General features: G+C 42.0%; 20 protein-coding genes. 19 read left to right on the top strand and 1 reads right to left on the bottom strand.

What is annotated here, in order from left to right:
- The first annotated feature begins 87 nt into the window (after positions 1-87).
- The 12 genes from AC13CQ_RS05365 to AC13CQ_RS05420 all read left to right on the top strand — a co-directional run bounded on the left by AC13CQ_RS05365 (position 88) and on the right by AC13CQ_RS05420 (position 13,001).
- Positions 88-1,101, top strand: coding sequence for an efflux RND transporter permease subunit (locus AC13CQ_RS05365; protein ID WP_482882729.1), 1,014 nt, complete (start codon positions 88-90; stop codon positions 1,099-1,101).
- Between the two features lie 106 nt (positions 1,102-1,207).
- Complete coding sequence (locus AC13CQ_RS05370) at positions 1,208-1,525, top strand: DUF6660 family protein (protein ID WP_083833461.1); 318 nt, start codon at positions 1,208-1,210, stop codon at positions 1,523-1,525.
- A gap of 103 nt (positions 1,526-1,628) precedes the next feature.
- Entirely contained in the window at positions 1,629-6,092 is a 4,464-nt protein-coding gene (locus AC13CQ_RS05375) for a CusA/CzcA family heavy metal efflux RND transporter (protein ID WP_482882730.1), read from the top strand.
- 11 nt (positions 6,093-6,103) lie between these two features.
- Positions 6,104-7,336 carry an efflux RND transporter periplasmic adaptor subunit gene (locus AC13CQ_RS05380; RefSeq protein ID WP_008612720.1) on the top strand — a complete coding sequence of 411 codons (1,233 nt, stop codon included), beginning with the start codon at positions 6,104-6,106 and terminating at the stop codon, positions 7,334-7,336.
- Positions 7,337-7,440: 104 nt separating this feature from the next.
- A complete protein-coding gene (locus tag AC13CQ_RS05385; protein ID WP_008612721.1) occupies positions 7,441-7,779 on the top strand; it encodes a P-II family nitrogen regulator in 339 nt (112 codons plus the stop codon).
- Positions 7,780-7,792: 13 nt separating this feature from the next.
- Positions 7,793-8,209: a Fur family transcriptional regulator gene (locus AC13CQ_RS05390; protein WP_008612722.1), complete on the top strand. Its 417-nt coding sequence runs from the start codon at positions 7,793-7,795 to the stop codon at positions 8,207-8,209.
- A gap of 10 nt (positions 8,210-8,219) precedes the next feature.
- Positions 8,220-8,696, top strand: a complete 477-nt coding sequence (locus AC13CQ_RS05395) for a Fur family transcriptional regulator (RefSeq protein WP_050989681.1) — start codon at positions 8,220-8,222, stop codon at positions 8,694-8,696.
- A 29-nt stretch (positions 8,697-8,725) separates the two neighbouring features.
- Positions 8,726-9,442 (top strand): ZIP family metal transporter, encoded by a 717-nt coding sequence (locus tag AC13CQ_RS05400; protein WP_008612724.1) that lies wholly within the window; start codon positions 8,726-8,728, stop codon positions 9,440-9,442.
- A 119-nt stretch (positions 9,443-9,561) separates the two neighbouring features.
- Positions 9,562-9,738, top strand: a complete 177-nt coding sequence (locus AC13CQ_RS05405; protein ID WP_008612725.1) for a hypothetical protein — start codon at positions 9,562-9,564, stop codon at positions 9,736-9,738.
- 23 nt (positions 9,739-9,761) lie between these two features.
- Positions 9,762-10,118, top strand: a complete 357-nt coding sequence (locus AC13CQ_RS05410; protein ID WP_008612726.1) for a SpoIIAA family protein — start codon at positions 9,762-9,764, stop codon at positions 10,116-10,118.
- Between the two features lie 11 nt (positions 10,119-10,129).
- Positions 10,130-11,026 (top strand): cation diffusion facilitator family transporter, encoded by an 897-nt coding sequence (locus AC13CQ_RS05415; RefSeq protein ID WP_008612727.1) that lies wholly within the window; start codon positions 10,130-10,132, stop codon positions 11,024-11,026.
- 10 nt (positions 11,027-11,036) lie between these two features.
- Entirely contained in the window at positions 11,037-13,001 is a 1,965-nt protein-coding gene (locus AC13CQ_RS05420) for a heavy metal translocating P-type ATPase (RefSeq protein WP_008612728.1), read from the top strand.
- A gap of 210 nt (positions 13,002-13,211) precedes the next feature.
- On the opposite strand, the gene AC13CQ_RS05425 is transcribed toward AC13CQ_RS05420, so the two are convergent.
- A complete protein-coding gene (locus AC13CQ_RS05425; protein ID WP_008612730.1) occupies positions 13,212-14,069 on the bottom strand; it encodes a helix-turn-helix domain-containing protein in 858 nt (285 codons plus the stop codon).
- Between the two features lie 101 nt (positions 14,070-14,170).
- Between AC13CQ_RS05425 and AC13CQ_RS05430 the strand changes: the two genes are divergently transcribed.
- The 7 genes from AC13CQ_RS05430 to AC13CQ_RS05460 all read left to right on the top strand — a co-directional run bounded on the left by AC13CQ_RS05430 (position 14,171) and on the right by AC13CQ_RS05460 (position 26,961).
- Positions 14,171-16,072 (top strand): heavy metal translocating P-type ATPase, encoded by a 1,902-nt coding sequence (locus AC13CQ_RS05430; protein WP_482882732.1) that lies wholly within the window; start codon positions 14,171-14,173, stop codon positions 16,070-16,072.
- Positions 16,073-16,190: 118 nt separating this feature from the next.
- Positions 16,191-18,140: an FTR1 family protein gene (locus tag AC13CQ_RS05435; RefSeq protein WP_008612732.1), complete on the top strand. Its 1,950-nt coding sequence runs from the start codon at positions 16,191-16,193 to the stop codon at positions 18,138-18,140.
- Positions 18,141-18,305: 165 nt separating this feature from the next.
- Positions 18,306-18,722 (top strand): HYC_CC_PP family protein, encoded by a 417-nt coding sequence (locus AC13CQ_RS05440; RefSeq protein ID WP_040879644.1) that lies wholly within the window; start codon positions 18,306-18,308, stop codon positions 18,720-18,722.
- Between the two features lie 136 nt (positions 18,723-18,858).
- A complete protein-coding gene (locus AC13CQ_RS05445) occupies positions 18,859-22,686 on the top strand; it encodes an efflux RND transporter permease subunit (RefSeq protein WP_008612734.1) in 3,828 nt (1,275 codons plus the stop codon).
- Complete coding sequence (locus AC13CQ_RS05450) at positions 22,683-23,915, top strand: TolC family protein (protein ID WP_008612735.1); 1,233 nt, start codon at positions 22,683-22,685, stop codon at positions 23,913-23,915. Before AC13CQ_RS05445 ends, AC13CQ_RS05450 begins: the two co-directional genes overlap by 4 nt.
- 2 nt (positions 23,916-23,917) lie before the next feature.
- Positions 23,918-24,484 carry a helix-turn-helix domain-containing protein gene (locus tag AC13CQ_RS05455; protein WP_008612736.1) on the top strand — a complete coding sequence of 189 codons (567 nt, stop codon included), beginning with the start codon at positions 23,918-23,920 and terminating at the stop codon, positions 24,482-24,484.
- Between the two features lie 65 nt (positions 24,485-24,549).
- On the top strand, positions 24,550-26,961 hold the full coding sequence (locus AC13CQ_RS05460) for a multicopper oxidase domain-containing protein (protein ID WP_008612737.1): 2,412 nt from the start codon (positions 24,550-24,552) through the stop codon (positions 26,959-26,961).

The raw sequence follows: 26,961 nt of genomic DNA on the forward strand, positions 1-26,961 counted from the left end.
CGCTAAATTTACCACTTTCAAAATCTGCAACAATAGATTTTTTATACGCTTCAGAAAACTTACGGGATTTCTTAATTAATTTTATAGTTGCTTTCATATAAATTGACTTTAAGTGGTCAACCTATATCAGGGAAGTACAACATCCCGCTTTCAGACTTCCAAAAACAGCTCACGGCCTACACCGGGGGAGTTCCCTTGGGCCTAAATGCCGCCAACCAACCCACGCCCTCGCCGGCACAGGCAGCTATGACGGGCGGCCTGCAAATAGGGGAGCTACAGGATGGGGAACAAATGCGGAGGATATTGCTCAGGTTTACGGACTTTGACAAGAATGACGTTGAAAAACTTAAGGAACAATTGATTTTTCTTCCGAATGGAACTACACGTCCGCTATCATTTTTCAGTAAAGTAGAAGTTGTCCCCGGGGAGATCGAGCAAAAGAGGGAAGACCTTAAATCGGTCATTGGCCTTACGGCAAGGCTCGATAATCGGGATCTGGGGAGCGCAGTTTCGGAAATCCAACAAAAGCTCAAAGAAAATCTGGCGCTGCCTAAGGGCTATAGCATTGTTTACGGGGGTGCCTATGCAGAACAGCAACAGTCCTTTAATGAACTTTTGCTTATTCTGGCAATGGCATCGCTCTTTGTGTTTGCTGTGATCCTGTTCCTTTTTAAGGATTGGGGGATCGGCCTGATCTTGTTGTTTATTTCCGTAATGGGGATTTCGGGGTGCATATTGGCCTTATTTATTTTCGGCATTCCGTTGAACGTCAGTAGTTATACGGGCATTATAATGATCGTAGGGATCATTGCCGAGAACGGGATTTTTACCGTCAACCAATTTAAACAGAACCTATTGAAAAGTAAGGATATTGATTGGGCTATAAATTATGCGACCGCCCTTCGTCTCCGGCCTATACTAATGACTGCCTTGGGGGCTATTTTAGCCTTGATGCCACTTGCACTCGGCATTGGTCTCGGTGCACAGATGCAGCAACCTTTGGCAATTGCCGTAATCGGGGGTTTTGTTGTTGGCCTGCCCTTATTGCTTTTCGTACTTCCCAGCCTGATTAGGGTTTTGTATAGAAAGAGAAGGCTGTGAGAATAAATTCAATCAAAATAGAATGAAAAAGATGTCTGTGAAAAATTAAAACCTATGGGATAAACTTTGCACACCCTATGCATCACAATTTTGTTATCTTTGCAACGTGAAATTACTAACATTCATATTCGGTTTATATGTGCTAACGCTCAATGCGTTTCCCTGTACTGATGTTAGTGCGGATGTGGTTTCCGATAATTCTCAGACCGTGGTCGTAGCCGCTTCAAATTTGGATCATAACCATAGCTTGTCAGATACTTGCCCCCCTTTCTGTACCTGCCATTGCTGTCACGTACATACGGTGGAATTTGCTTCAGCGAATTTTAAGCCAATTAATACAGAAATATCTTCTAAGGTTTTCCTTCATTTTGATAGTTTGGGCGAAGAGCCTATTTCGTCCCTTTTAGATCCTCCAAGAGTTTAATTCATTTTTTATAGGATAGCTATGCTATATCCTTTTTCGACAGGTCAAGATTCTTTTGGCCACTCTTTTACATTTCAAAAACTGAATTAAATTTTCAACTTTTATGATCAATAAAATCATCGCTTTTTCCATCCGGAACAAGCTTATCGTGGGACTGATGGTACTCGCACTCGTGGGAGTGGGCGTCTATTCAATGTCCACCATTAACCTGGGCGCACAGCCCGATATTACCAATAACCAGGTACAGGTTATCACACAGTCGCCCAATCTGGCCACCGAAGACATCGAGCAATTTGTAACCTATCCCGTAGAGTTGGCGATGGCCAACCTACCGGGCGTTACAGAAGTAAGGTCTATCTCGCGTTTTGGGCTTTCGGTGGTGACCATTGTTTTTAAGGACGATATGGGCACGTACCTGCCCCGCCAACTGATTTCTGAAAAGCTCAACGAAGTAAAATCCGAGATTCCCGAACAATTCGGTAGTCCTGGAATGGGGCCGATCACCACCGGTCTGGGCGAAATCTATCAATATTCCCTAGTACCACAAGAAGGCTATGAGGATAAATTTTCTCCGACCAAATTACGAACCATACAGGACTGGATCGTAAAACGCCAATTGGCCTTAACGGAAGGTGTTGTGGAAGTCAATGCTTTTGGTGGGAAGATCAAGCAATATGAAATTGCCATCGATCCCGCCAAACTCAATGCGATGGATGTAACAATGACGGAAGTCTTTGATGCCCTTCAGGAAAACAATGTGAATACCGGGGGCGCTTACATCGAAAAGAACAAAATGGCCAATTTCATCCGTGGGGAAGGTTTGGCACGTTCGCTGGACGATATCCGTCAGATCGTGATAAAAAACGAAAATGGCCTGCCTATTTTAGTGAAAGACGTTGCCGAAAAAGTACATTTTGGGAGCCAAGTCCGCTACGGTGCCTTTACGCAGGATGGTCAAGAGGCTGTAGGGGGAACAATTATGATGCTGCGCGGTGATAACCCCAATTCAGTCGTGAATACCGTTAAGGACAGAATTAAAGAAGTACAGAAATCTTTGCCGGAAGGATTGAAGATCGTGCCTTTTTTAGATCGAAGCGAACTCATCGGAAGGACTACGGCAACCATAGAGAAAAACCTTATAGAAGGGGCACTTATCGTGATTTTTGTACTGGTGCTGCTCCTCGGTAGTTTCCGTGGAGGATTGGTTACCGCTTCGTTAATTCCGCTTTCCCTGCTGTTTGCCTTTATTTTGATGAAAGCTTTTGGGGTCTGGGCCAACCTGATGTCCCTCGGGGCAATCGACTTCGGTATCATTGTCGATGGTGCTGTGATTATTGTGGAGGGAACGGTACACGAGATTGAAAAACGCATTAAACGTGGAAAACAGAGTTTTAATCAGTCCGAAATGGATGAAGTGGTCTATGATGCGAGTAGTACCGTAATGAATTCGGCCTTCTTTGGACAGATCATTATCCTGATCGTATTTACACCTATTTTATTCCTGACCGGGATCGAGGGCAAAATGTTCCGCCCTATGGCATTTACCTTCGGGTTTGCAGTATTAGGGGCGATTATATTATGCCTTACCTACGTACCGATGATTGCCTCGCTTACAATGAAACCGGCGACGAAAAAGAAAAATTGGTTTCATAAGATTGAAGATAAAATCTCGGGCTTTAGCAACGGGATGATGAGCCGTATCAACAACGGCTATCGGCCGGTAATCCTGAAATCCCTGAACCACCGCATTATCGTACTGGTCATCGCAGTTGTACTGCTTGTCGGTGCCGGATATTCTTTTAGCCGAATGGGCGGGGAATTTATCCCAAGTATCGATGAAGGCGATATCGCAATGCAGGCCTTGTTAAGGCCGGGAAGTTCTTTGACCGAATCCATCGAGACTTCAAAGAGGATAGAGAATATTGTGCTGGACAACTTTCCCGAGGTGGAAACGATGGTGGCCCGGATCGGGGTGGCCGATATCCCGACCGACCCGATGCCAATGGATATTGCCGATTCCTACATTATTTTGGACAAGGACAAGGATAATTGGACTTCGGCGGAAACAAAAGAGGAATTGATCGAAAAAATCAAAGAAAAATTATCGGTCGTTCCCGGGGTCAACTTCGTTTTTAGTCAGCCCGTGGAACTGCGATTTAACGAACTGCTTACCGGTGTTCGGGAAGATGTAGCGATTAAATTGTATGGTGAAGATCTTGATGTTTTAACTGAAAAGGCTTCTAAAATGGCCAATATAATCAAGACCGTGCCCGGTGCCGGCGATGTGAACCTGGAGGCCACCTCGGGACTGCCACAAATGACAGTTCGATTTAACCGAAGAAAGGTAGCCCAATACGGCCTGAACATCCAAAAACTGAACCAGTACGTAAGCACTGCTTTTGCGGGGAGTTCCGCAGGGGTCATCTTTGAGGGCGAAAAGCGCTTTGATATGGTTGTAAGATTGGACAAGGAACATCGCCAAAGCATCGATAATCTAAAAAACCTATTGATCGACCTGCCCGGTGGAAACCAGATCCCCATAAAAGAGGTGGCCGATATCAGTTACCAACCGGGACCGATGCAGATTTCCCGGGACAATACCTCTCGAAGGATTTACGTAGGGGTGAACGTACGGGGTCGAGATGTAGAATCAATGGTGCACGATATCCAGGCAAAAATGGATGAGCAATTGGATCTGCCGCCCGGCTACCATATTGAATACGGCGGTGCTTTTGAAAACCTGCAACGGGCGAAAGACCGTTTAGTCATTGTGGTTCCCATTGCTTTGGCGCTTATTTTCCTATTACTCTATTTTGCGTTGGGTTCGTTATCACAATCCATTATGATCTATATGGCGGTTCCCTTGGCGGCCATCGGCGGGATTTTTGCGCTTGCCATACGTGGGATGCCCTTTAGTATCTCCGCGGGTGTTGGTTTTATCGTACTCTTCGGGGTTGCGGTATTAAACGGCCTGGTACTCATCAGTAGATTGAACTCATTAAAAGAAGAAGGTGTTATGGATATACAGGAACGTATTTTAATAGGGACACAGGAACGGATCCGTCCCATTTTATTGACGGCCCTGGCCGCAATAATGGGCTTTTTTCCGATGGCACTTTCCCACGGGGCGGGTGCTTCGGTACAGCGACCATTGGCAACGGTTGTCATTGGCGGATTGATAACCGCGACCTTGCTTACGCTTATCGTAGTTCCCATTTTATACAGTTTTGTTGAAAAAACTGGAAAAAACAACAACGGAAAATCGGGTAAAGTTGCTATAAACCCTGCCCTGATCGCCGTTTTATTGGGTCTTATATCAATGGCCATCCCGGCAAGTGCAAGTGCGCAAACGCAGGATAGCCTCCAGCAAAATGCGCCCCGGCAGGATAGCCTTCAGGTTGAACAAGGGTTTACCCCAATTTCTTTACAGGATGCGGTTGAAAAAGCCAAAGCGAACTATCCCAAGTTAAAAGCGGCCCAATTGGAAATAGAGAATCAACAGGCTCTGAAAAAAACGGCTTGGGATTTGGGAACTACTAATATTTTTACGGGCGGTGAAGAGTTGCCGGACAGTCCCAATGGCGATGAAGGTATTTATACCACCATTGGCGTCCAGCAGCAGAATATCGATGTGTTCAGTATCGGTGCCAAAAATAGGGTACAAAATGAGAAAATTGCCCTAAGTGAAACGGCACTCGATCTAACCTCCCTTCAAGTCGAACGGGAAGTGAGCAAGGCCTGGGGCGATGCCTACACCTCCAAACGGAAGTACCAATTGTATGTGGAACTCGATTCCATTTTTAGCGATTTTGAACGGGCGGCGCGTATCCGTTATGAGACCGAGGCTTCCTCGAAGCTGGAATATTTGGCCGCCACCAATCAGGCCCGGCAGGTAAGCCTTCAGAAAATGCAGGTCTATCGGGATTATCTGGGCAATCTGCAAAAACTGAATTTATGGCTGGTGAGCGATACGCTCTTTACCGTTGCGGATGCAGGTGTAGATGAAATGGACACGCCCATACTACAGCGAAAGGATTCGATCACGAGCCACCCGATGCTGCAATATTATGAGCGGCAGATCGAGGTGGCCGATGCCGAGCGTAATCTCAGCAACAAAGCGTTTTTCCCAAAGTTCAACGCACAATATGGGCGGCAGAAAATTGCGGGACAGAACGGATTCTTCAACTTTCAGGTCGGGATTTCCATTCCGCTCTTTTTCGGCCCTGAACTGGGGCAGGCGCAATCGGCCAAAATACAGACCCAGATTGCGGAGCAGAATTTCAGGGAAAAACAGCTTCAGGTCAATTCAAAATATAAGGACCTGCAACAGGACTATCTAAAATGGCTGGAATCTTGGCAGTACTATGAACAGGAAGCCCTTCCGCTGGCCAAAGAGCAACGGGACGGGGCGGTTTTTGCCTATAAAGAGGGCGGTATCGATTATACCACCTTTCTGCAAACGGTACGCGACGCCATAGGCATTCAAAGTAAGTCCTGGGATGCACTTAACAATTATCTGAGATCAAAATACGAACTGGAATTTTTCCTCAATTCCGCTAAACAATAAAGACAGAAACTATGAATTTCAATATAAAATCAATTTTTTACGCAGCCCTGGTCCTATTCAGTTTAAGTTCCTGTAAACAGGAAAAAACCGCTGAAAGTGGGCACGAAGAGCATAATGAAACAGCTTCTGCCGAAAATGGTGGCGAGCATCAGGAAGAAAGCGCAGGCCTCGAGGGCAAAAAACTGCACCTGTCCCAACAAAAGTTTGAAGCGATGGGATTGAAGGTGGATAGCCTGCCCACCAAGAGCCTTACTGGGCTCGTGGAGGCCAACGGGCAATTGGAAGTGCCCCCGCAAAATGAAGCTGCCGTTACCGCAATTATTGGAGCCAACGTGACGAGCATAAAGGTCATTGAGGGCGATAAGGTGAGCAAAGGGAGCATTTTGGGGTATTTGAGCCATCCCGATCTTATCAAATTGCAGACCGATTATTCCAATGCCTATAATCGGATGAACTTTTTAAATAAGGAATATGACCGTCAAAAACGCTTGTACGATGCCGAAGTGGCTTCCGGAAGAAAATTTCAGGAAACTGAATCGGAATACAACAGTATGAAGGGGATGGTTAAGGGGCTGGAATCCAAGTTACGCTTATTTGGAGTTAGTCTGGACCGCATCAGGAACGGGAATGTTTATAGCCAAGTTCCCGTGGTAAGCCCAATCAACGGTTACGTGGAAAAAGTGAATATTAAAGTGGGACAATTTGTCCAGCAACAGACCGAAATTTTCGAGATCGTGAATACCGAACATATCCACGCCGACCTTATGGTATATGAAAAGGACGTCAGCAAGGTTAAAGAGGGACAGACGGTGGAATTTAATATCGAATCCCTTCCCGAATCCGATCTGAGTGCAAAAATTTATTCCGTAGGAAAAACATTCGAGCAGAATCCCAAAGCGGTTCACGTGCACGCTGAGATCGAGAAGAAGCAGGGCAATCTGTTTCCTGGTATGTACATTACGGGTAAGATAGCCACTTCAGAGAATCAGGTACCCGCCCTTCCCGAAGAGGCGATCATTACCGAAAACGGGGAGCCGTACATTTTTACGGCCAAAAAGGTAACCGAAGGTGGCGAGGAAGAATGGGCGTTGAGCCCCTTAAAAGTCGTAACCGGCCAAGAAGATGATGGATGGGTTGAGATTAAACTATTACAACCTTTGCAGTCCGGCGAAAAAGTGGTCTGGAACAAGGCATATTACCTGATCTCGGAAATGAAAAAAGGGGAAACAGAACACGGGCATTAAATTTATCATTAGCTGGGCTTGCCAAAGACTGTTTGTCAATAGGTTAGTAAAGATTTTGGTAAGTCCTGTTTTTACAAAAAAGTTTAACAGATAAAATCAGAAAAATGAAAGAAATTAAAGCATTTATAAAGCCCAACAGGGTACAAAAAACAATTGAGGCATTGAGTGATGCCGGATTCAAAAGTATGACGCTCTCACAAGGCGAAGGTACGGGCAGGTTCAAAGCTAAAGGAGCTTCCCCGTCTTTGGACTTTCATATAACCGATAGCCCGGTGGTCAAACTGGAACTGGTGTGCCAAAACGAAGAAGCGAAAAGGGCCATTGATATTATTATTGAAAATGGAAAAACACCAACCCCCGGTGATGGGATCATCTATCTTTCCAATGTAGAAGATGCTTTCCAGATCAAGACCGGAAAGTCGATAAAGCAATTTCAGAAGTAAAATGCATTGAAATATGAGTGAAATCGAAACCCTTCTGAACAAGCATAATGTGCGGCCCACCGCAATGCGCATCCTTATTTATAAGTTTATGGCGAAAAAGGAAAGGGCCGTAACATTGACCGAGATAGAGCAGGCCTTTGTTAAATCGGACAGGGCTACGCTATCCCGAACCATTAAAACCTTTGAGACCAATGGAATTGTACATCAAATAGACGATGGCACCGGCATACCCAAATATGCCCTCTGTGAAAGCGGGTGCAATTGTGAGGTAGATCAGGATTTGCATATTCATTTTCATTGTACCAACTGTGATGAGACGGTTTGCTTAACCGATCATAAAATACCCCACATCAACCTGCCGGAAGGGTATATGGCCGAAAATGTCAATTTGGTTGTTAAAGGTATATGCGAAAAATGTAGTGTCGTTTGATTATTTAAAGATGAAAGAAGCTGAAAAAATACTTGCTGGCAAAGGGATTAGACCTACCGAAACGAGGTGTACTATTTATAAATACCTCAAAAGGAAGTTTTATGCCATAACATTAAGGGAAATAGAAAAGACTTTCATCAAAAAAAACGATGATAATAAAACAGCGGACAGGACAACAATTTTTAGAACCATAAAACTATTTCAAGAAAAGGGAATAGTACATCAAATAGATGACGGAATGGCAGTCGCCAAATATGCGCTTTCCGATGAAAAAGGTTTGGATCTTCACCTGCACTTTCATTGTACACATTGCGGAAACACATTCTGCTTGCCCAATAAAGTACGCCGGGATAGTCTGCCGGATAAGTATGAAATAACCGATGTGAATTTAGTTATAAAAGGCCTGTGCATAAAATGTAGAAAAGCAAAAAACACAAAACGGAAAACGGATCAATCAGATTATAAAAATTTAAAGTTATCGCGTTAAAAATCAAATCAGATATAAACAAAACACCGATGGAAAATTATTCAAATGTCTTGATGTACGGTGCTATTGCCCCAATTGCGCTATTGCTGGGTGGAATCGTTTCCATTTTAAAAAAACCAAATGTCCAAGTACGGAGTGCTATCCTACATTTTGCCGCAGGGGTGATATTCTCGGTGGTTTCAGTTGAAATCCTTCCGGAAATTATGGCTAAGCACGACGTTCCGGAAATTGCAATCGGTTTTGGTGCAGGTGTACTTCTAATGCTGGGGATTCGCTATTTTTTAGAACCTCAAAAAGAGCAAAAGAAAGAAACCGGATTCCCCACAGCTTTTATACTGGTAATCGCGATCGACTTGTTGATCGACGGGGTGCTTATGGGCATCGGTTTTGTCACCAATCAGGAGACCGGAATTTTTTTAGCCGTGGCAATTTCTGTGGAACTGCTTTCATTGGGGATGGCCACCTCCATCACGCTGGGAAACGCTAACATCAACCGCAAAAAAATAATCTTTACCATACTTGGGTTATCCATTTTGGTTTTTGGAAGTACCTTGTTGAGTGCTGCCTTATTGGCGGGGGTTTCGACAGGTTTTCTGGAAATCATTTTGGCCTTTGGATTGGCTGCCCTATTGTACCTGGTTACCGAGGAATTGTTGGTGGAGGCGCACGAAAGCAAGCAAAATATTTGGTTGACCGCCGCTTTCTTCGGAGGCTTTTTGTTGTTTATGCTGCTGCCGGGAGGTTGATGAAATCGACGATAAACACTCCCGAATGAATATGAAGTAAATAAATATAAATCTGATTTTAAAACGGAGGTGGAAAAAAGGAAATTTAATCATATCGTTCTAAATAATAACGTAATAAGATGGACTCGATGTTCGAAGATTTTAAAACAGACCTAGATTCCCTTAATCCCCTTGTTAGGAAAAAGGCACTGGAAATTGCCAAACAACTGGTGTTAAAGAAAAACTATACGGAAAAAGAAGCTATCACTAAGGCCATTATAAAAGCAGAGGAATGGTTTTACGATTTAGAAGGATAATAATCACTTAACACCTAAAAAAAATGTTACATATAATCGAGTTGGAAGAAAAAAATATTGTTGCAACAAAAGCGACCGGCACACTGGGAAAAGAGGATATAGAAAAAATCTATCCGCTTATCCACGCTATACTGGACAAGGGAATGAAGGTTCGGTGGTATTTTGAAATGGAAGATTTTACAGGCTGGGATTTTCCCGGGTTATGGGAGGACCTGAAAATGGACACGGCCCACGCAAAAGATTATGAAAAAATAGCGATGGTGGGTGAAAAAAAATGGCAGGATTGGATTGCCCAATTTATGAAACCGTTTACCAACGCGGAGATCAACTATTTTGATTTGGAAAATAGGGAAATAGCTAAACAATGGATAAAAAAATAAAATAGATAATTATGGCACACGATCATTCACACGGTTCACAGAACTACGGAAAGGCTTTTGGTATAGGAATAGCACTAAATAGCATCTACGTTGCAGTAGAACTCTACTACGGATTTGTGGCAAATTCTTCCGCGCTCTTGGCGGATGCAGGCCACAATGCAAGCGATGTATTTAGTCTGATACTTGCTTGGGCGGCAATTAAAATAGCCACAAAAAGACCCTCAAAACGCTATACGTATGGTTTACGAAAAACCACTATTCTCGCCTCAATGATCAATGGCCTGATTATTATTGCAGCTGCGGGACTGATCGCTTGGGACGCCATTCAAAAATTCCAAAATCCAGCAGAAATTTCCGGTAACATCGTAATGATTGTAGCGGCTATTGGTTTGGTGGTAAACACCGGTACGGCTTTCCTTTTTTGGAAAGGTTCAAAAGGCGATTTGAACATACGTGGTGCATTTTTACATATGGCCGCCGATGCCGGGGTAACTTTAGGAGTGCTTCTTGGTGGACTTGCCATTAAATACACAGGATTAACGTGGATAGACCCTGCGCTTAGTTTGGTCATTGTCCTGGTCATTTTATATAGTGCCTGGGGGCTTTTGAGGGACTCCGTAAAAATAGCCATTGATGCCGTTCCCAAAAACATCGACATTGATGAAGTGGAAAAATATTTAATGAATATTGAAGGGGTCGAAGAAGTACACGATTTACATATCTGGGCGATGAGCACTACCGAAACCGCACTTTCTACCCACTTGGTCGTTCCCGATGGGCACGAAGATCAATTTTTATATGATATCCGGGAACAATTGCACGATAAATTTGAAATAACCCATACCACTCTGCAAATAGAACAAGAGTTCGGGGATAAAGAATATAAACCCTATCAAGGTTTGAAATAATAAAATCAAGATGAAGAAAAAACAAAATCTAAGGGATATCGATAACCAGAAACATTCTGGCGAACATAGCCACGATGATGGCCATAACCATAGTAGTCCGGAAAAGGCATCAAAATTTAGAACCTACCTACCCGCTATTTTCAGCTTTGTAATGCTGATTACGGGTATTGTCATCGATTATTTTGATGCCTTCCCGTTTTTCGAGGGTTGGGTTCGAATAATCTGGTACGTTGTAGCCTATATTCCTGTTGGGTTTCCCGTTATTATTGAAGGTTGGAAAAGTATAAAAAATGGGGATTTCTTTACCGAATTCCTTTTAATGTCAATCGCAACATTGGGGGCATTTGCCATAGGCGAATATCCCGAGGGCGTGGCAGTAATGCTTTTTTACGCTGTTGGCGAGCTCTTTCAAAGTGCTGCGGTCAAAAAAGCGAAGGGCAATATAAAAGCGTTGTTAGATGTGCGTCCCAATGAAGCCTTGGTATATCGAAAAAGTGATTATGTACCCGTTGACCCAGAAACGGTAGAGATCGGCGAAAAAATTCAGGTTCGCGTAGGCGAAAAAATTCCTTTGGACGGTAAGCTTTTATCCGAAAAAGCTTCGCTGAATACTGCTGCCATTACTGGCGAAAGCAAACCCGGTACCGTTACAAAAGGCGAGAAGGTTTTTGCCGGAAGCATCAACCTCGATGGCGTTATTGAAATCGAGACCACAAAAGAATTCAAGGACAGTTCCATTGCCCGTATTCTCGATCTGGTACAGAACGCCACTGCCCGCAAATCAAAGACGGAATTGTTCATCAGAAAATTCGCAAGGATTTATACGCCTATAGTAGTATTCCTTGCTATTGGACTGACCTTTTTACCATATCTATTTGTCGATAATTATGTTTTTGAAGATTGGTTGTACCGTGCCTTGATCTTCCTTGTTATTTCTTGCCCCTGCGCCCTGGTTGTTTCGATTCCGTTGGGCTATTTCGGTGGTTTGGGTGCTGCCTCTCGCAACGGTATTCTTTTTAAGGGAGCGTCATTCTTGGATACAATGACCAAAGTGAATACCGTGGTAATGGACAAAACGGGAACGGTTACCAAAGGCGTGTTTAAGATCAAGGATGTTGTTAATAATAATGCCTTCCCGGAAGCGGAATTTATGAAATACCTGATGGCGATGGAAGAACAGTCCACCCATCCCATTGCCAAGGCGATTCTGGAATATAAGACCGAAGGTGCGGATTTTGAAGCTTCCGAAGTATCCGAGGTGGCAGGAAAAGGCTTGAAAGGCACAGTAAACGGTAAAACGGTTTTAGTTGGTAACAAGGCCTTAATGACCTCAAACAATATTCAAGTCCCTGCGGAAACTGAAAGCATTGTAGAATCTATTGTAATGGTTTCAATTGATGGTCAATTTGCAGGCTACGTAACCATTGCTGACGAACTGAAGGAAGATGCCCACGAAGCAATCAAACAAATCCGTAAAGCGGGGATATCAAGAATCATAATGCTTTCTGGCGACAAGGATTCCATAACCAAAGAAGTTGGTAGGGAAATGGGTGTGGATAGTGCAATGGGAGGATTATTACCGGAAGATAAACTCAACGAAGTTGAGCGTCTCAAAAGGGAAACCGGTACCACAGTAGCATTTATTGGGGACGGTATCAACGATGCCCCCGTTTTAGCCACGAGTGATGTAGGTATGGCTATGGGAGGTCTGGGCAGCGATGTGGCCATTGAGACCGCAGATGTCATCATCCAAACCGACCAGCCCAGCAAAATTGCAAGGGCCATTCAAATAGGGCGTTCTACCAGACGAATTGTTTGGCAGAATATCGGTTTGGCATTCGGGGTTAAAATTGCTGTTATGGTCTTAGGTGCTTTTGGAATGGCTACAATGTGGGAGGCCGTATTTGCAGATGTAGGTGTCGCATTCCTGGCCATACTCAATGCCATACGTTTACAGAAAATGAATTGGAAATAATATAACTAGATGTCTCAAAACAGAAGAAATAGAAGAAAGAAAAAAGTTCAGAAGCCATCTAAGAACAAAATCACAAAAAAGGATAAGGTCAAGGGTATTATTGTACTTATCCTTCTGGTTATCGCCGCATTTCTGCTTTACTTTTTTGTGCTAAAAGGGAATATTCATAAGCATTGAGATTTTTTAACAAGGTGTAACTAACGGCTTGCTTCAATCAATGGTGTCTTTGTATTGATAAGCGGTTTTACCATAAGCTTTTTTAAAAATTTTGTTAAGGTGACTACCATCTGTAAAATTCAGTTCATCGGCAATTTCTGAAATGCTAAGGTTACTGAACTTTAACCTGGTTTTAATAAGTTCAATCTTATAAGCATTGATGTAGCTTTTAATTGTTTTGCCTGTTTCCCGCTTAAAATACCGGTTTAAATGATCGGGCGATTTATTAAAATTGTCAGCTAATGATTTAAGTTTAATAAGATCCTTTTCATAAATATTTTGTTGTATATAGGTAATGATTTCATATATCTTGTTTTTTGGATCCTTTAGTTTAGAATGTGCGATAATGTTTTCTTGAATATTTCTAGCCACAAGATGAAGTAGTAAAAAAACGATGTTTTGTGCTATAATAAACCTGTATTGTCGATTATTGTCTTCCTCATTTAGCAACTGATCGATCAGTGCCCGGTAAATCATTTTATCGTTCTCCGTAATAATATTCCCCTGTATATTGTGGTGGTTATGGAAAACATATTCCAGTTCTTTAAAGAACCTGCTCAAATCCGCTTTCCCAGTTTTCTTCTTGGGATTTTCGCTAAAAAAGCTTTCCGTAAAATCTATGATACAGAAGGTAGTTGTTTCGGCAACGGCAAAGTTATGTATATCTTCAGGAGTCAACAAAAACAGGTCTCCCTTTGAAAAATCATAGTGGTTTTTGTTGATCGTATGCTTGCCTTTTCCTTTTAATACATATATCAACTCAAAATAATTATGACTATGCGACCGTGATGTATTGGAACTAATGGTCTTGGTGAAAATTTTTACATCGGTATAAATATGGGCGGAATTCATTTCGCTAAGGTACTCAAAAAAGTCGTTTTTTTACCTAAATAATTTTACTTTGTTGCCATATATTTGTACGACACGGTCAATTTATATTCAAACAAGGGGTTATGGAAGCTACGCTCAGTACTAAAAAAGGTTTTTCGTTCGGTTTATGGGAAAGTCACGGGTCGGCAATCGTTACTTCGTTTTGCCTTCTATTTATCATTCTGGCCTATTTGGCGAGGATAAATGACCATTTCTTTCTTGAAATTACCCTATTTCTGTTTGCATATCTTATTGGAGGGTATCAAAAAGCACTAGAAGGTCTCCATACGCTGTTCAAGGAAAAGGATTTAGATGTCGATCTGCTAATGGTGATCGCCGCAATTGGTGCTGCCGCAATAGGGTATTGGATGGACGGGGCCATTTTGATTTTTATTTTTTCGTTGAGCGGCACTTTGGAAGGATATACGATGGAACGGACCAATAAGGATATTCGCTCCATTCTGGACCTCCGTCCGGAAAAGGCGGTTTTACTAAGAAATGCCAAACAAGTACCGATCAAAGCAGAAGAATTAAAGAAAGATGACACTATTTTGGTCAAGCCCGGGGAGCGTATCGCAGCTGACGGTATTATTTCCCAAGGATATTCTGCAATATATCAAGCTACCATAACCGGAGAATCGGTTCCCGTGGACAAAACTGTTGATGATGAAGTTTTTGCAGGTACGGTAAACGGTTACGGCGCCATAGAGGTCAAGGTAACCAAGCTGGCGGGAGAAACGATGCTCTCCAAAATTATTCATTTAGTGCAGGAAGCTACAAAGGAAAAACCGCCCAACCAGCTTTTCTTTGAAAAATTTGAGGGTATATATGCAAAAATCGTTGTATTAACGGCCATAGTCCTAATGATTGCCCCTCCTTTTTTGATAGGTTGGTCGTGGAAGGAAACCATTTACAGGGCTATGATTTTCTTAGTTGTGGCTTCCCCCTGCGCGTTGGTATCCTCTATTATGCCGGCTATATTGTCGGCAATATCGAACGCTTCCAAGGAAAGGGTTTTGTTCAAAGGGGGTGCGCACCTTGAAAATATCGCAGGGGTTAAGGCAGTAATTTTCGACAAAACAGGAACCCTTACTTACGGCCAACCCGTTGTGCAGGAGATCATTTCATATGAAGGTACTCCTGAAATGGAATTATTGAAAATAACGGCTTCCATAGAGGCTTTATCCGAACATCCCATCGCAAGGTCAATAGTTCAATATGCCATAAATAATGATCTTGAACTGGAGCACTCCACAAACTTACGGTCTCTTCAAGGTTTGGGGGTTGAAGGCTCATTGAATGGAATAAATTATAAAGTGGGCAAAAAGGATATGTTAGATAACATAGCCCTGACCAAAGAACAGGAAAATTTGGCGCTCAAATTTGAACAGCAGGGAAGGACGATCATATTTGTTTCCAACGAACAAAGCCTTATAGGAATGATTTCAATTTTTGACCAAGTAAGGCTCGAAGCTAGAAGTGTGATCAAACAGTTAAAAAATATGAATATTCGTGTAGCGCTTTTAACGGGTGATAACGAGGTAACGGCTAAAAAAATTGGGGAAAACGCAGGGATAGAAGAAATTTATTCTGGTCTTTTACCGGAAGACAAGGTTGAATTTATAAAAAAAATGACCACTAAATATGGGAAGGTGGCAATGGTTGGGGATGGAATAAATGACGCACCTGCCCTGGCCGCTGCATCCGTAGGTATCGCTATGGGCGCAGCAGGCACGGATATAGCAATAGAAGCTGCCGATGTCGTTTTAATGGCCGACAATATCGAAAAAATACCATTTGCCATTTCCTTGGGCAAAAGGACCAACAGGATCATCAAACAGAACGTGGCCTTTGCCATTGGCGTAGCGCTTACCCTTATTGTCTTAAATTTTATAGGAGGAATTATAAATTTACCAGAAGGTGTCGTTGGGCACGAAGGAAGCACCGTGTTGGTTATACTTAGCGGTTTGAGGTTACTGCGATAACTAAAAAAAACAGTAATACTATTTAAGATTTTCGATGATGACGCTTAATAGGTCTCAAAATATGATACCTTTGTTTATATTTAGTCTAAATAATAATTAGTTATTTAATATTATCCCAATGCGATTACAACTTCATTCAATCCCGTCATACTTCCTATATATTTTTATATTTTTCTCGTCTCTTCAGGTTTCTGCCAAAGAAAAGGATACTAATATTCAAAGTGTAATCCACCTTTTGGATTATCTTTCAAAAGATTATCCAATGGCGGTAAGGGATGGTGAGATACTGGATAATGCGGAGTATGCCGAAATGCAGGAGTTTAGCGACAAAATTTTCAACTTAGCACAAAAAATAAAATTACCATCCGAATCAGGGCAATCTATCCTTTCTGACTTAAATGATTTAAAAACCCTTGTTCGGAATAAAGCTTCCAGTAAAAAAATCAAGGATGTAGCGGAAAAAGCAAAATGGGCGATCATTAAAGCGACCGGTTATGAAGTTGCGCCCATAAATTGGCCGGACAATGCAAATGGCAAAAGTCTATATATGCAGAACTGCGTTCAATGCCACGGACCAAAAGGCGGAGGAAACGGAACTTTAGCCGCCGGCTTAAAACCTGCACCTGCAAATTTTTTAAATGATTCATTAATGGCAGGCCTGTCCCCATTTGAAGCCTATAATACAGTCAAACTGGGCGTGGAAGGAACAGCTATGCGGTCGTTTACAGAACTAACCGATAAAGAAGCTTGGGATTTGGCCTTTTATGTCAAATCATTACGGTTTCAAAAACAAAAAATAGATTCTGTATCCTTGAAAAAAATATTCGATGAAGAATATGGCAATACCACTCTAAAATATGTCGCTACCCTATCCGATAATGAATTAATAAACAAACTCGGCCCGGATATACAGGGTCAAAAAAAGTTGAAGGCGTTAAGGATTTTTTCCCCTTCGGGAAAACTATCGCAATCCAGTTTGACTGTTGCGAGAGATTACCTTCATCAAGCATTGTTAAACTATAAAAATGGCAAGAAAGACGAAGCCCGTCAAAAAGCCTTGGCTGCCTATTTAGAGGGTATTGAACCCGTAGAAGTAAGGCTAAAAGCCAATGACCCTGCATTTACTTCCCAATTGGAGCAAAAAATGATGGATGTTAGGCAGGTCATTGAACAAGGCAAAAATTCAAGTGAGGTCGAAAATAAAATAAATAATGCTCTCTCAACAATAGACAGCGCCGAAAAAATGATGAAAGATGAAAAGCTCAACTATTGGCTTTCTTTCTTTTTGGCAGCATCTATAATGCTTCGGGAGGGACTGGAAGCCTTTTTGATCATTGCGCTTATCTTGGCGCTAATACGGAGTACACCAAAGGCTAAAAAAGCCCTGCCCTATATACACGGCGGATGGATAACCGCTATTTTAATGGGGGTGGCAGGATGGTTTCTTTCAGATTGGATTATTGGCATAAGTGGACAGAATAGGGAGATAATGGAAGGGATTATTTCCCTGATAGCGGTAATCGTACTTGCCTTTGTCGGTTTTTGGCTTCACAACCATTCCCATTCCAAAAAATGGAAGGAGTTTATTGAAAAAAAGGTCGGGGCACAATTGAAGGGTGAAAGAATGATCGGGCTGGCATTCTTTTCATTTATGGTGGTTTTCCGCGAAGCTTTTGAATCGATTCTTTTTCTACAGGCTATTGGTTTGGAAACCGAATCCGGTGATCAATCATCTATCGGGTTTGGAGTGTTGGCGGCTTTTGCATTGATAGGTCTGCTCGCATTCCTTTTTCTGAAATATTCAAAAAAAATTCCGGTAAGGCAACTTTTTAGATATTCTTCTTGGGTAATTACCCTTCTGGCTATAATTCTAATAGGTAAAGGTATTCACGCCATTCAAGAGGCTGGTTGGCTTTCTGTAACAGGTTTCCCTGTTTCTCTTAAAATAGATTGGTTGGGGATATATCCTACCACAGAGACTTTAATATCACAAGTGGTCTTGTTAGGGTTTCTATTGCTATTATATTATTTGAGCAGTCATAGAAATAGGGTTGTTCAAGTCAAATAAGGAGGTGCGTAGAGTTGGTTTCCTCAATTATTTTTGAAAATTAAATACAAACTGAGAACATTTCAAAAGTTTTAAATCAAAACACTTAGACTATTTTTATTGTTAAAAAAATTAAAAAAATGTTAATAAGAACCGAAACTCTTAAATTTTCGTAAATTTGCTAAAGTGAAAAAAATCTTCAATAAAATACTATCTGTTTTAATGGCATCTATAGTGCTGTTTACTACAATGTCGTTCGCGGTAGATATGCATTATTGTGGAGATTCTCTGGTTGATTTTTCTTTATTTCATAATGTTAAGACCTGTGGAATGGAGAATCAACAACCCCAAAAAAGCTGTGAAAAAGGTTTCTCTGAAAAACCTTGCTGTTCTGATACGCAAATAACGATTGATGGTCATAATGAATTAAAATCATCATTCAATAATCTAACTTTTGAGCAACAAGCTTTCGTTGTCACTTTCTTCTATACTTACATTAATCTTTTTGAGGGCTTGGATGAGAACATCATCCCTTTTAAAGATTATACGCCGCCCTATCTCATACGGGATGTGCAAGAATTAAACGAGACTTATTTAATTTGATTTTAAAACAGTTCCCGATGATTATCGGGAAAATTAGCCCTATGGTTTCTACCATTTTGGGCTCATTTTGTTGTGTTTAATTTTCTGATACGATCAGGATTTTATTCAATGTATAACTGTTTAATTATCAATACCTATGTTAAATAAGGGTATAAAATTCCTCATAGAAAATAAACTTATCGCTGTACTTATGCTCACGATTTTTGTGGGCTGGGGCATCGTTAATGCCCCATTTAATTGGGACACCGGTTTTCTTCCCACAGATCCAGTTGCGGTAGATGCAATCCCTGATATTGGGGAAAACCAGCAAATCGTATTCACTAAATGGGAAGGCCGTTCCCCACAGGATATTGAAGATCAGATAAGTTATCCGCTTACCACCGCGTTATTGGGTATTCCGGGGGTAAAGACCATCCGTAGTTCTTCAATGTTCGGATTTTCCAGCATCTATATTATTTTTGATGAAGATGTTGAATTTTATTGGAGCCGAAGCCGCATTCTTGAAAAATTGAATTCCCTGCCCAATGGTCTTTTGCCTGATGGCGTAAACCCAAGTTTGGGTCCAGATGCGACCGGATTGGGTCAGATTTACTGGTACACTTTGGAAGGCCGTGATAAAGACGGAAATGTAACCGGGGGATGGGATTTACAGGAACTGCGCAGTATTCAGGATTATTACGTGAAATACGCCCTTTCTTCCGCTAGCGGGGTTTCTGAAGTAGCTTCTATTGGTGGTTTTCAAAAGGAATATCAAATAGATGTAGACCCCGAAAAAATGCGGCAGTACAACATCGGTCTAGGAGATGTTGTAACCGCAATAAAAGAGAGCAACAAGGATATTGGTGCACAAACCCTTGAAATAAACCAAGCTGAATATCTGGTGCGCGGTTTGGGCTATGTGAAATCGGTAGGGGATATTGAAAATGCAGTTGTTACTTCCGAAGATTATACTTCGATACGGGTCAAAGATATTGCCCACGTGCATTTAGGCCCTGCCCCACGTCGTGGGATTTTGGACAAGGAAGGCGCCGAAGTGGTAGGTGGTGTTGTAGTGGCCCGAAACGGGGCAAACCCGATGGAGGTCATCAACAACGTAAAGGGCAAAATAAAAGAACTGAGTTCGGGATTGCCGACCAAGAAATTGAAAGATGGCCGGACTTCCCAATTGACCATCGTTCCTTTTTACGATCGAACAGAGCTTATTAACCAAACATTAGGTACGCTCGATGAAGCACTGACCCTTGAAATATTGATAACGATTCTGGTGATCATCGTGATGGTCTTCAATTTAAGGGCGTCTTTACTTATTTCAGGATTACTTCCAGTCGCGGTGTTGATGGTGTTCATTGCGATGAAATTTTTTAATGTGGATGCCAATATCGTGGCTCTATCGGGAATTGCCATTGCCATTGGGACAATGGTGGATGTGGGGGTAATCCTCTGTGAAAATATTATCAGGTATTTAGACGAAGAAGATAAACGGGTTCAACAAGGGGAAATCAGACAGCCCATCAACACGCTTGTCTATAATGCTACTGCGGAAGTTTCAGGGGCAATTATCACTGCGGTACTGACCACAATCATCAGTTTTATTCCCGTATTTACGATGATAGGTGCGGAAGGAAAGTTGTTCCGCCCATTGGCTTTTACCAAAACAATGGCATTAACAGCATCTCTTATTGTTGCTTTATTCCTTATTCCGCCATTTGCCGCATTCCTGTTCCGAAGAAAAAGCATCCGAAAAACGACCGCGCATATCATCAACGTAGTATTGATCTTTTTGGGGATCACCGTGATAGTTTTTGGATATTGGTTGGGCCTTATTTTGATTGCCTTCGGAATTGTGGGTCTTTTAAAAGATGAAAAAATTGCATCAAGGGTTTCGGACAGACTGTGGCTTTCTGAAAAGCGTGCGAACATCGTCAATATGATTATTTCCGCAATCGCCATCATATTTCTTTTGGCAGAATACTGGCGACCCTTGGGCTTTGACCGAAGCATTATGATCAACCTTCTTTTTGTGGGGATTATCTGTTTTGGTCTTTTGGGTGCATTCTGGGTACTTAAACATTATTATTCCAGCATTTTGAAATGGGCTTTGCGCAATAAAGTGTTATTTCTTTGCATCCCTACCACCGTTTTCGTCTTGGGCGTTTTAATAATGACAAATATTGGCAAGGAATTTATGCCCTCGCTCAACGAAGGTTCATTCTTGCTAATGCCCACATCGCTGCCACACGCCGGTGTAGCGGAAAACAAGCGGGTATTACAGCAACTGGATATGGCCGTGGCAGGAATACCCGAGATTAAGACCGTAGTGGGAAAATCGGGACGGACGGAATCGGCGCTCGATCCCGCTCCCTTGTCGATGTATGAAAATATCATCCAGTATAAATCGGAATATATGGAGGATTCCGATGGAAGTCCACAACGCTATAAAGTGAACGAAGATGGGTTTTTTATACTGAAAGATGGCGGTTTGGTGACCAATCCTAACAATGAGGTTACCAATTCGGAAAACTACAAAAATGCTAAAATTGAAGATCCGCTCCTTATTAACACAGGAAACCTTATACCGGATGAAGACGGGGAATTCTACCGAAACTGGCGTCCAAAAATACAATCCCCCGATGACATCTGGAACGAGATCATAAAGGTCACCAAACTTCCCGGGGTCACTTCCGCTCCTAAATTGCAACCTATCGAGACCCGTTTGGTAATGTTACAGACTGGGATGAGGGCACCAATGGGTATAAAGGTCAAAGGTCAGGATCTGAAACAGATTGAAGCCTTCGGTTTAAAATTGGAAGATATTTTAAAACAGGCGAAAGGTGTAAAAAAGGAAGCTGTTTTTGCGGACCGTATAGTCGGTAAGCCCTATCTGTTGATCGATATAAAAAGGGAACGGCTTGCCCGTTACGGCATTTCCATTGAAGATGTACAACAGGTTCTTCAAGTTGCCGTGGGTGGGATGCCTTTAACGCAAACCGTTGAAGGCCGTGAACGTTATGGCGTTCGAGTGCGGTATCCAAGGGAACTTCGCGGAAACGCTAATGAAATAAAAGATATTTATGTACCCGTGGAAAAAGGCAACCCGGTGCCCCTTGGGGAATTGGTGGACATCCGTTACGAAAAAGGGCCTCAGGTCATTAAAAGTGAAGATACATTCTTGGTTGGTTATGTCCTCTTTGATAAACTCGATGGCTTTGCAGAAACCAATGTAGTGGAAAATGCCCAGGCACTTATCCAACAGAAAATCGATACCGGTGAACTTACCGTCCCAAAAGGGATCAATTACAAATTTACGGGAACTTATGAAAACCAGATACGAGCCGAAAAAACCTTATCGATAGTCGTTCCGCTTGCACTCATCATTATCTTTTTAATCCTTTATTTTCAGTTCCGTTCAGTATCGACTTCTTTAATGGTTTTTACTGGGATTGCGGTCGCTTTCGCGGGTGGATTTATAATGATCTGGCTGTATGGGCAGGACTGGTTCTTCAATTTCAACTTCTTTGGGGAGAACCTCCGGGATCTTTTCAATATGAAAACCATCAATTTAAGTGTGGCCGTCTGGGTGGGCTTTATCGCTTTGTTTGGTATTGCCACCGATGATGGGGTGGTTATGGCGACTTACCTCACCCAGACATTTGATAAAAATGACCCAATGGACAAAGCGGCCATTAGGGAATCTGCTTTGTTTGCGGCCCAAAAACGTATCCGCCCCTGCTTGATGACCACGGCAACCACCATACTTGCTCTGTTGCCCGTTTTGACCTCCACCGGCCGGGGAAGTGATATTATGATCCCAATGGCGATACCAAGTTTTGGTGGGATGATCATTGACGTCACCTCCTATTTTATTGTACCCGTATTATTTAGTTGGAAAAAGGAAGCTGCACTTTCGCGGAAGAAGAAAGCACTAAAAAACAAATCAGGGAATACCAAAAATATTTCGAGATGATAAAAAAAAGAAAATACAAAATAATTTTGGTACTTGTTTTTTGCTTGTATGCAGGTTTTGCCGAAGCACAACAACTGCAATCCTACATTCAGGAAGCCGAATCCAACAATCCGGATATCCAAGCGTATGAATTGCGGTATAATATTGCAGAAGAAAAAGTGAACGAGGTAAACTCGCTGCCCAATACCGAATTTGGGGCGGGCTATTTTGTGAGCGAGCCGGAAACCCGTACCGGGGCGCAGCGGTCTCGTTTTTCGGTCAAGCAGATGCTGCCTTGGTTCGGTACAATAACCGCAAGGGAAAATTACGCATCTTCAATGGCCGATGCAGAATACGTGGAGATTGCCATTGCGAAAAGAAAATTGGCACTTTCTGTTTCACAATCCTACTATCAGCTGTATGCCATTACCGCCAAACAGCAGGTTTTGGAAGAAAACATCCAGTTGCTCAAAACATACGAGCGGTTGGCACTTACATCGGTAGAAGTTGGTAAGGCTTCTGCCGTAGATGTACTTCGGTTGCAGATCAGGCAAAATGAACTGGAAAAGGAAAAGGATATTTTGATGGAAGATTTTCTTGCCGAAAAAGTCCAGTTCAACAACCTGCTAAACAAGGCAGAGAAAGCTCCAATATCGGTAGTTGATACGATGATCGTTCCTTTGGAAAAAGCTGATTTTTCTTCCGAAGACTTAAAACTTCATCCAGAGATTTTAAAGTACGACAAGTTATTTGAATCGATAGCACAGTCAGAAGCACTCAATCAAAAAGAGAGTCTGCCCAACATAGGTGTGGGACTGGATTATATACCCGTTGCCGAACGCCCAGCGATGAATTTCAGCGACAACGGAAAAGATATATTAATGCCAATGGTGTCTGTATCCATTCCCATATTCAACAACAAATACAGCTCACTTACCAAACAAAACAAGTTGAGGCAGCAAGAGATAACGGCTCAAAAACAAGACCGTTTAAACAAATTGAAGACCCTTTTTGCCCAGGCGATCCAAAACCAGAATTCAGCAAGGATAAGCTACGACACCCAATTAGAAAACTTGAAACAAGCAAATGATGCCGAAGATATCCTGATCAAGAACTATGAAACGGGAACGATAGATTTTAACGATGTGCTTGATATTCAGGAACTGCAATTGAAATTTCAGATGAACCAAATCGAGTCGGTTAAAATGTATTATGTGCAATCGGCCATTATTAATTATTTAACCAACTAAGAATGGAAACAACACTCTACATAAAAAATATGGTCTGCGACCGGTGCATCAAGGTTTTAAAGAATGAGCTGGCCGATGAAAACATTAAAGTATTGGGTATAAAACTGGGAGAAATAACGGCAGACATTCAAATAAGTAAGGAGAAAAAGATAATACGAAAAGTCGTGGAATCAAACGGGTTTTATATTATCGATGGCGAAAATTTTAAATTGGTCGAACAGACAAAATTAATATTGATCAACCTCCTGAAAAACTTGCCATTAGCTGGAAATGAGAAGCTTTCAGAAATACTTTCAAATGAGATGTACCACGAATATTCAAAAATAAGCAAGATTTTTTCTTACAATGAAAAGATCACCATTGAAAAATATTTCATCAAACTGAAGATTGAAAAAGCCAAGGAGCTTATACACTACAAGGAACTCAACTTTACGGAAATAAGTCAACTGTTAAATTACAGTAACCTCACACATTTGAGCAATCAATTTAAAACTGAAACAGGGATGAGCCTCACAGAATATAAAACTATGGAAAAGAATTTTAGGAGTTCATTAGACCAAATTATATAAGTATAAACCAAAATTATTAAACAACAATTTTAAAGTAAACAATATTTTTATTAAAAATCAATTCAATGAAAAAATTAGTATTGACATTTTTGGCAATGTTTGCGCTTATTGATTTGCAGGCTCAGACCGCCAACGGTTCAGAGGAAAATGTGGATAATTGGCCTGTTCACGAATATAACCTCACTATCGATTATGAAACGGTAAACTTTACAGGGAAAGATGTAAAAGCAATGACCGTAAATGGCGGGATTCCGGGTCCTAATCTGGTATTTACAGAGGGTGAATTTGCGGTTATAAACGTAACCAATAATATGGACGAGGAAACATCGGTCCATTGGCACGGAATGATATTGCCGAATTTCTATGATGGCGTACCCTATCTTTCCACTCCCCCCATACGGTCCGGTGAAACGTTTCAATACAAATTTGCCATCAAGCAGACCGGTACATATTGGTATCACTCCCACACGGGCTTGCAGGAACAGCGCGGTGTTTATGGTTCCATCCAGATCAACCCAAAAGAAAAAACCTTGGATTATGACAAAGATTTGGTTCTTGTACTTTCTGACTGGATGGACGAAGACCCATCTTCCCAGCTTAAAAACCTAAAACGGGGCAATGAATGGTATCTGATCAAAAAAGGACAGATCCAAAGTTGGGATAAGATCATAAAGAAAAAAGCAGTCGGCGCCAAGTTAAAAATGATTTGGCAACGGATGCCCGATTTTGCCATTTCCGATAATTTCTATGAAAACTTTTTTATAAACGGAGTTACTAAACAGGAATATCCAGATTTCAAACCCGGTGAAAAGATACGCTTGCGGTTTGTAAATGCTTCGGCAGCTTCTTACTTCTGGTTGACTTTTGGCGGCCAAGACCCGATGTTGGTTTCGGCAGACGGTAAGGACGTTGTACCCGTAAAGCATAATAAAACTCTTATCGCGGTAGCCGAGACTTATGATTTTATTGTTACCGTGCCCCAAAGTGGTAAGTTGGAAATTAGAGCAATGGCACAAGACGGCTCTGGTTTTGCAACTGCATATTTAGGTCAAGGCCCTGTGCTAAAGGCTCCGGTCGTCCCCAAACCTGATCTTATTGAAAATATGAAACGGATGATGGCTATGGATATGAAAATGGGTGCACCGGCTTCAAAATTTAACCCTTCAAAAAATGATTCCATTAAATATATGAAGAAGTACAGTATGGATATGGGTGGAATGAAGATGGGCAATATGAAGGATGGCGATGACAAGATGAAAATGAATGCAATGTCTATGAAGGATGAGAGTATGGATATGAAAGACAAAATGAAAAAGGATTCAACCAAGATGTCTCAAATGGATCATTCCAAAATGGAGATGAAAAAGGAAGGAATGAAAATGGATAGCAGCAAGGATATGGACGAGATGAAAATGGGCTACGTTGTCCCAGCTGACAAGGTTATTGGTGATAATATGAAGACTGGTGGAAACCCGCAGTTCAATTATGATTATTTAAAATCGCCCGTAAAAACCACTTTTGAAGGCGATAAACCCGTCAAGGAAATGCTTTTTAACCTGACCGGGAATATGAACAGATACGTATGGAGTATCAACGGTGTGCCACTTTCAGAGACCGATAAGATCAAGATCAAACAAGGGGAAGTCGTTCGTATTACGCTAAATAACCTGACGATGATGCACCACCCTATGCACCTGCACGGACACTTTTTTAGGGTGCTGAACAAAAATGGTGAGTATTCTCCATTAAAGCATACGGTGGATGTTGCGCCTATGCAGAAAGTGGTCATTGAATTTGATGCCAACGAAACGGGTGATTGGTTCTTTCATTGCCACATTTTATATCACCTTAATGCTGGTATGGCTCGTGTTTTTAGCTATGATGGCCCACGCGACAAACGCCTTAAAGGTTATCCCCTTACCAAACTGACCAATGAAGCCGACCATATGTTTACCTGGGGCGAATTGACCGCCGCAAGCCATATGACCGAACTCTATGCCACAGCGACCAATATCAGGAACCAGTTCACCTTTAGGGGCGAATATGGTTGGAACAAAAATATGGAAATCGAGGCGACCTATGAGCGTTATCTTAACGATTATTTTCGGGTCTTTGGTGGTGTGAATGTTGAAAACGAGCTCGATGATAGTTTGGATAAGATCAATACCACGGCCATAGGGGGAATCCGGTATTTAATGCCGCTGCTTATCAATGCCGATCTTAGGATAGACAGTGAGCTACGGCCACAGATCAGCTTTTCCAAAGCGACGATGATCTTCCCCCACGTCCTGCTTTATGGGGAATATGAATATCAAGCTGATTTTGGATGGGTCAATGATTTTGAACCCGGTAGGGATTATGAGAAAGAAACCACTTGGCAGGTGGGCCTTGAATATATTTTGGGAAGGAACTTTTCCTTAATGGGAAGTTATGATAACCGCTTCGGTGTTGGAGGGGGGCTTTCCGCGAGATTTTAA

Source organism: Galbibacter sp. L-19 (genome assembly GCF_056857615.1).

What these genes read in the sequence shown, in the direction of transcription:
- AC13CQ_RS05400 (WP_008612724.1), top strand. Translation starts at nt 8,726, where the DNA reads ATGGAAAATTATTCAAATGTCTTGATGTACGGTGCTATTGCCCCAATT.
- AC13CQ_RS05385 (WP_008612721.1), top strand. Translation starts at nt 7,441, where the DNA reads ATGAAAGAAATTAAAGCATTTATAAAGCCCAACAGGGTACAAAAAACA.
- AC13CQ_RS05410 (WP_008612726.1), top strand. Translation starts at nt 9,762, where the DNA reads ATGTTACATATAATCGAGTTGGAAGAAAAAAATATTGTTGCAACAAAA.
- AC13CQ_RS05415 (WP_008612727.1), top strand. Translation starts at nt 10,130, where the DNA reads ATGGCACACGATCATTCACACGGTTCACAGAACTACGGAAAGGCTTTT.
- AC13CQ_RS05455 (WP_008612736.1), top strand. Translation starts at nt 23,918, where the DNA reads ATGGAAACAACACTCTACATAAAAAATATGGTCTGCGACCGGTGCATC.
- AC13CQ_RS05390 (WP_008612722.1), top strand. Translation starts at nt 7,793, where the DNA reads ATGAGTGAAATCGAAACCCTTCTGAACAAGCATAATGTGCGGCCCACC.
- AC13CQ_RS05395 (WP_050989681.1), top strand. Translation starts at nt 8,220, where the DNA reads ATGAAAGAAGCTGAAAAAATACTTGCTGGCAAAGGGATTAGACCTACC.
- AC13CQ_RS05375 (WP_482882730.1), top strand. Translation starts at nt 1,629, where the DNA reads ATGATCAATAAAATCATCGCTTTTTCCATCCGGAACAAGCTTATCGTG.
- AC13CQ_RS05435 (WP_008612732.1), top strand. Translation starts at nt 16,191, where the DNA reads ATGCGATTACAACTTCATTCAATCCCGTCATACTTCCTATATATTTTT.
- AC13CQ_RS05430 (WP_482882732.1), top strand. Translation starts at nt 14,171, where the DNA reads ATGGAAGCTACGCTCAGTACTAAAAAAGGTTTTTCGTTCGGTTTATGG.
- AC13CQ_RS05425 (WP_008612730.1), bottom strand. Translation starts at nt 14,069, where the DNA reads ATGAATTCCGCCCATATTTATACCGATGTAAAAATTTTCACCAAGACC.
- AC13CQ_RS05405 (WP_008612725.1), top strand. Translation starts at nt 9,562, where the DNA reads ATGGACTCGATGTTCGAAGATTTTAAAACAGACCTAGATTCCCTTAAT.
- AC13CQ_RS05420 (WP_008612728.1), top strand. Translation starts at nt 11,037, where the DNA reads ATGAAGAAAAAACAAAATCTAAGGGATATCGATAACCAGAAACATTCT.
- AC13CQ_RS05450 (WP_008612735.1), top strand. Translation starts at nt 22,683, where the DNA reads ATGATAAAAAAAAGAAAATACAAAATAATTTTGGTACTTGTTTTTTGC.
- AC13CQ_RS05380 (WP_008612720.1), top strand. Translation starts at nt 6,104, where the DNA reads ATGAATTTCAATATAAAATCAATTTTTTACGCAGCCCTGGTCCTATTC.
- AC13CQ_RS05460 (WP_008612737.1), top strand. Translation starts at nt 24,550, where the DNA reads ATGAAAAAATTAGTATTGACATTTTTGGCAATGTTTGCGCTTATTGAT.
- AC13CQ_RS05445 (WP_008612734.1), top strand. Translation starts at nt 18,859, where the DNA reads ATGTTAAATAAGGGTATAAAATTCCTCATAGAAAATAAACTTATCGCT.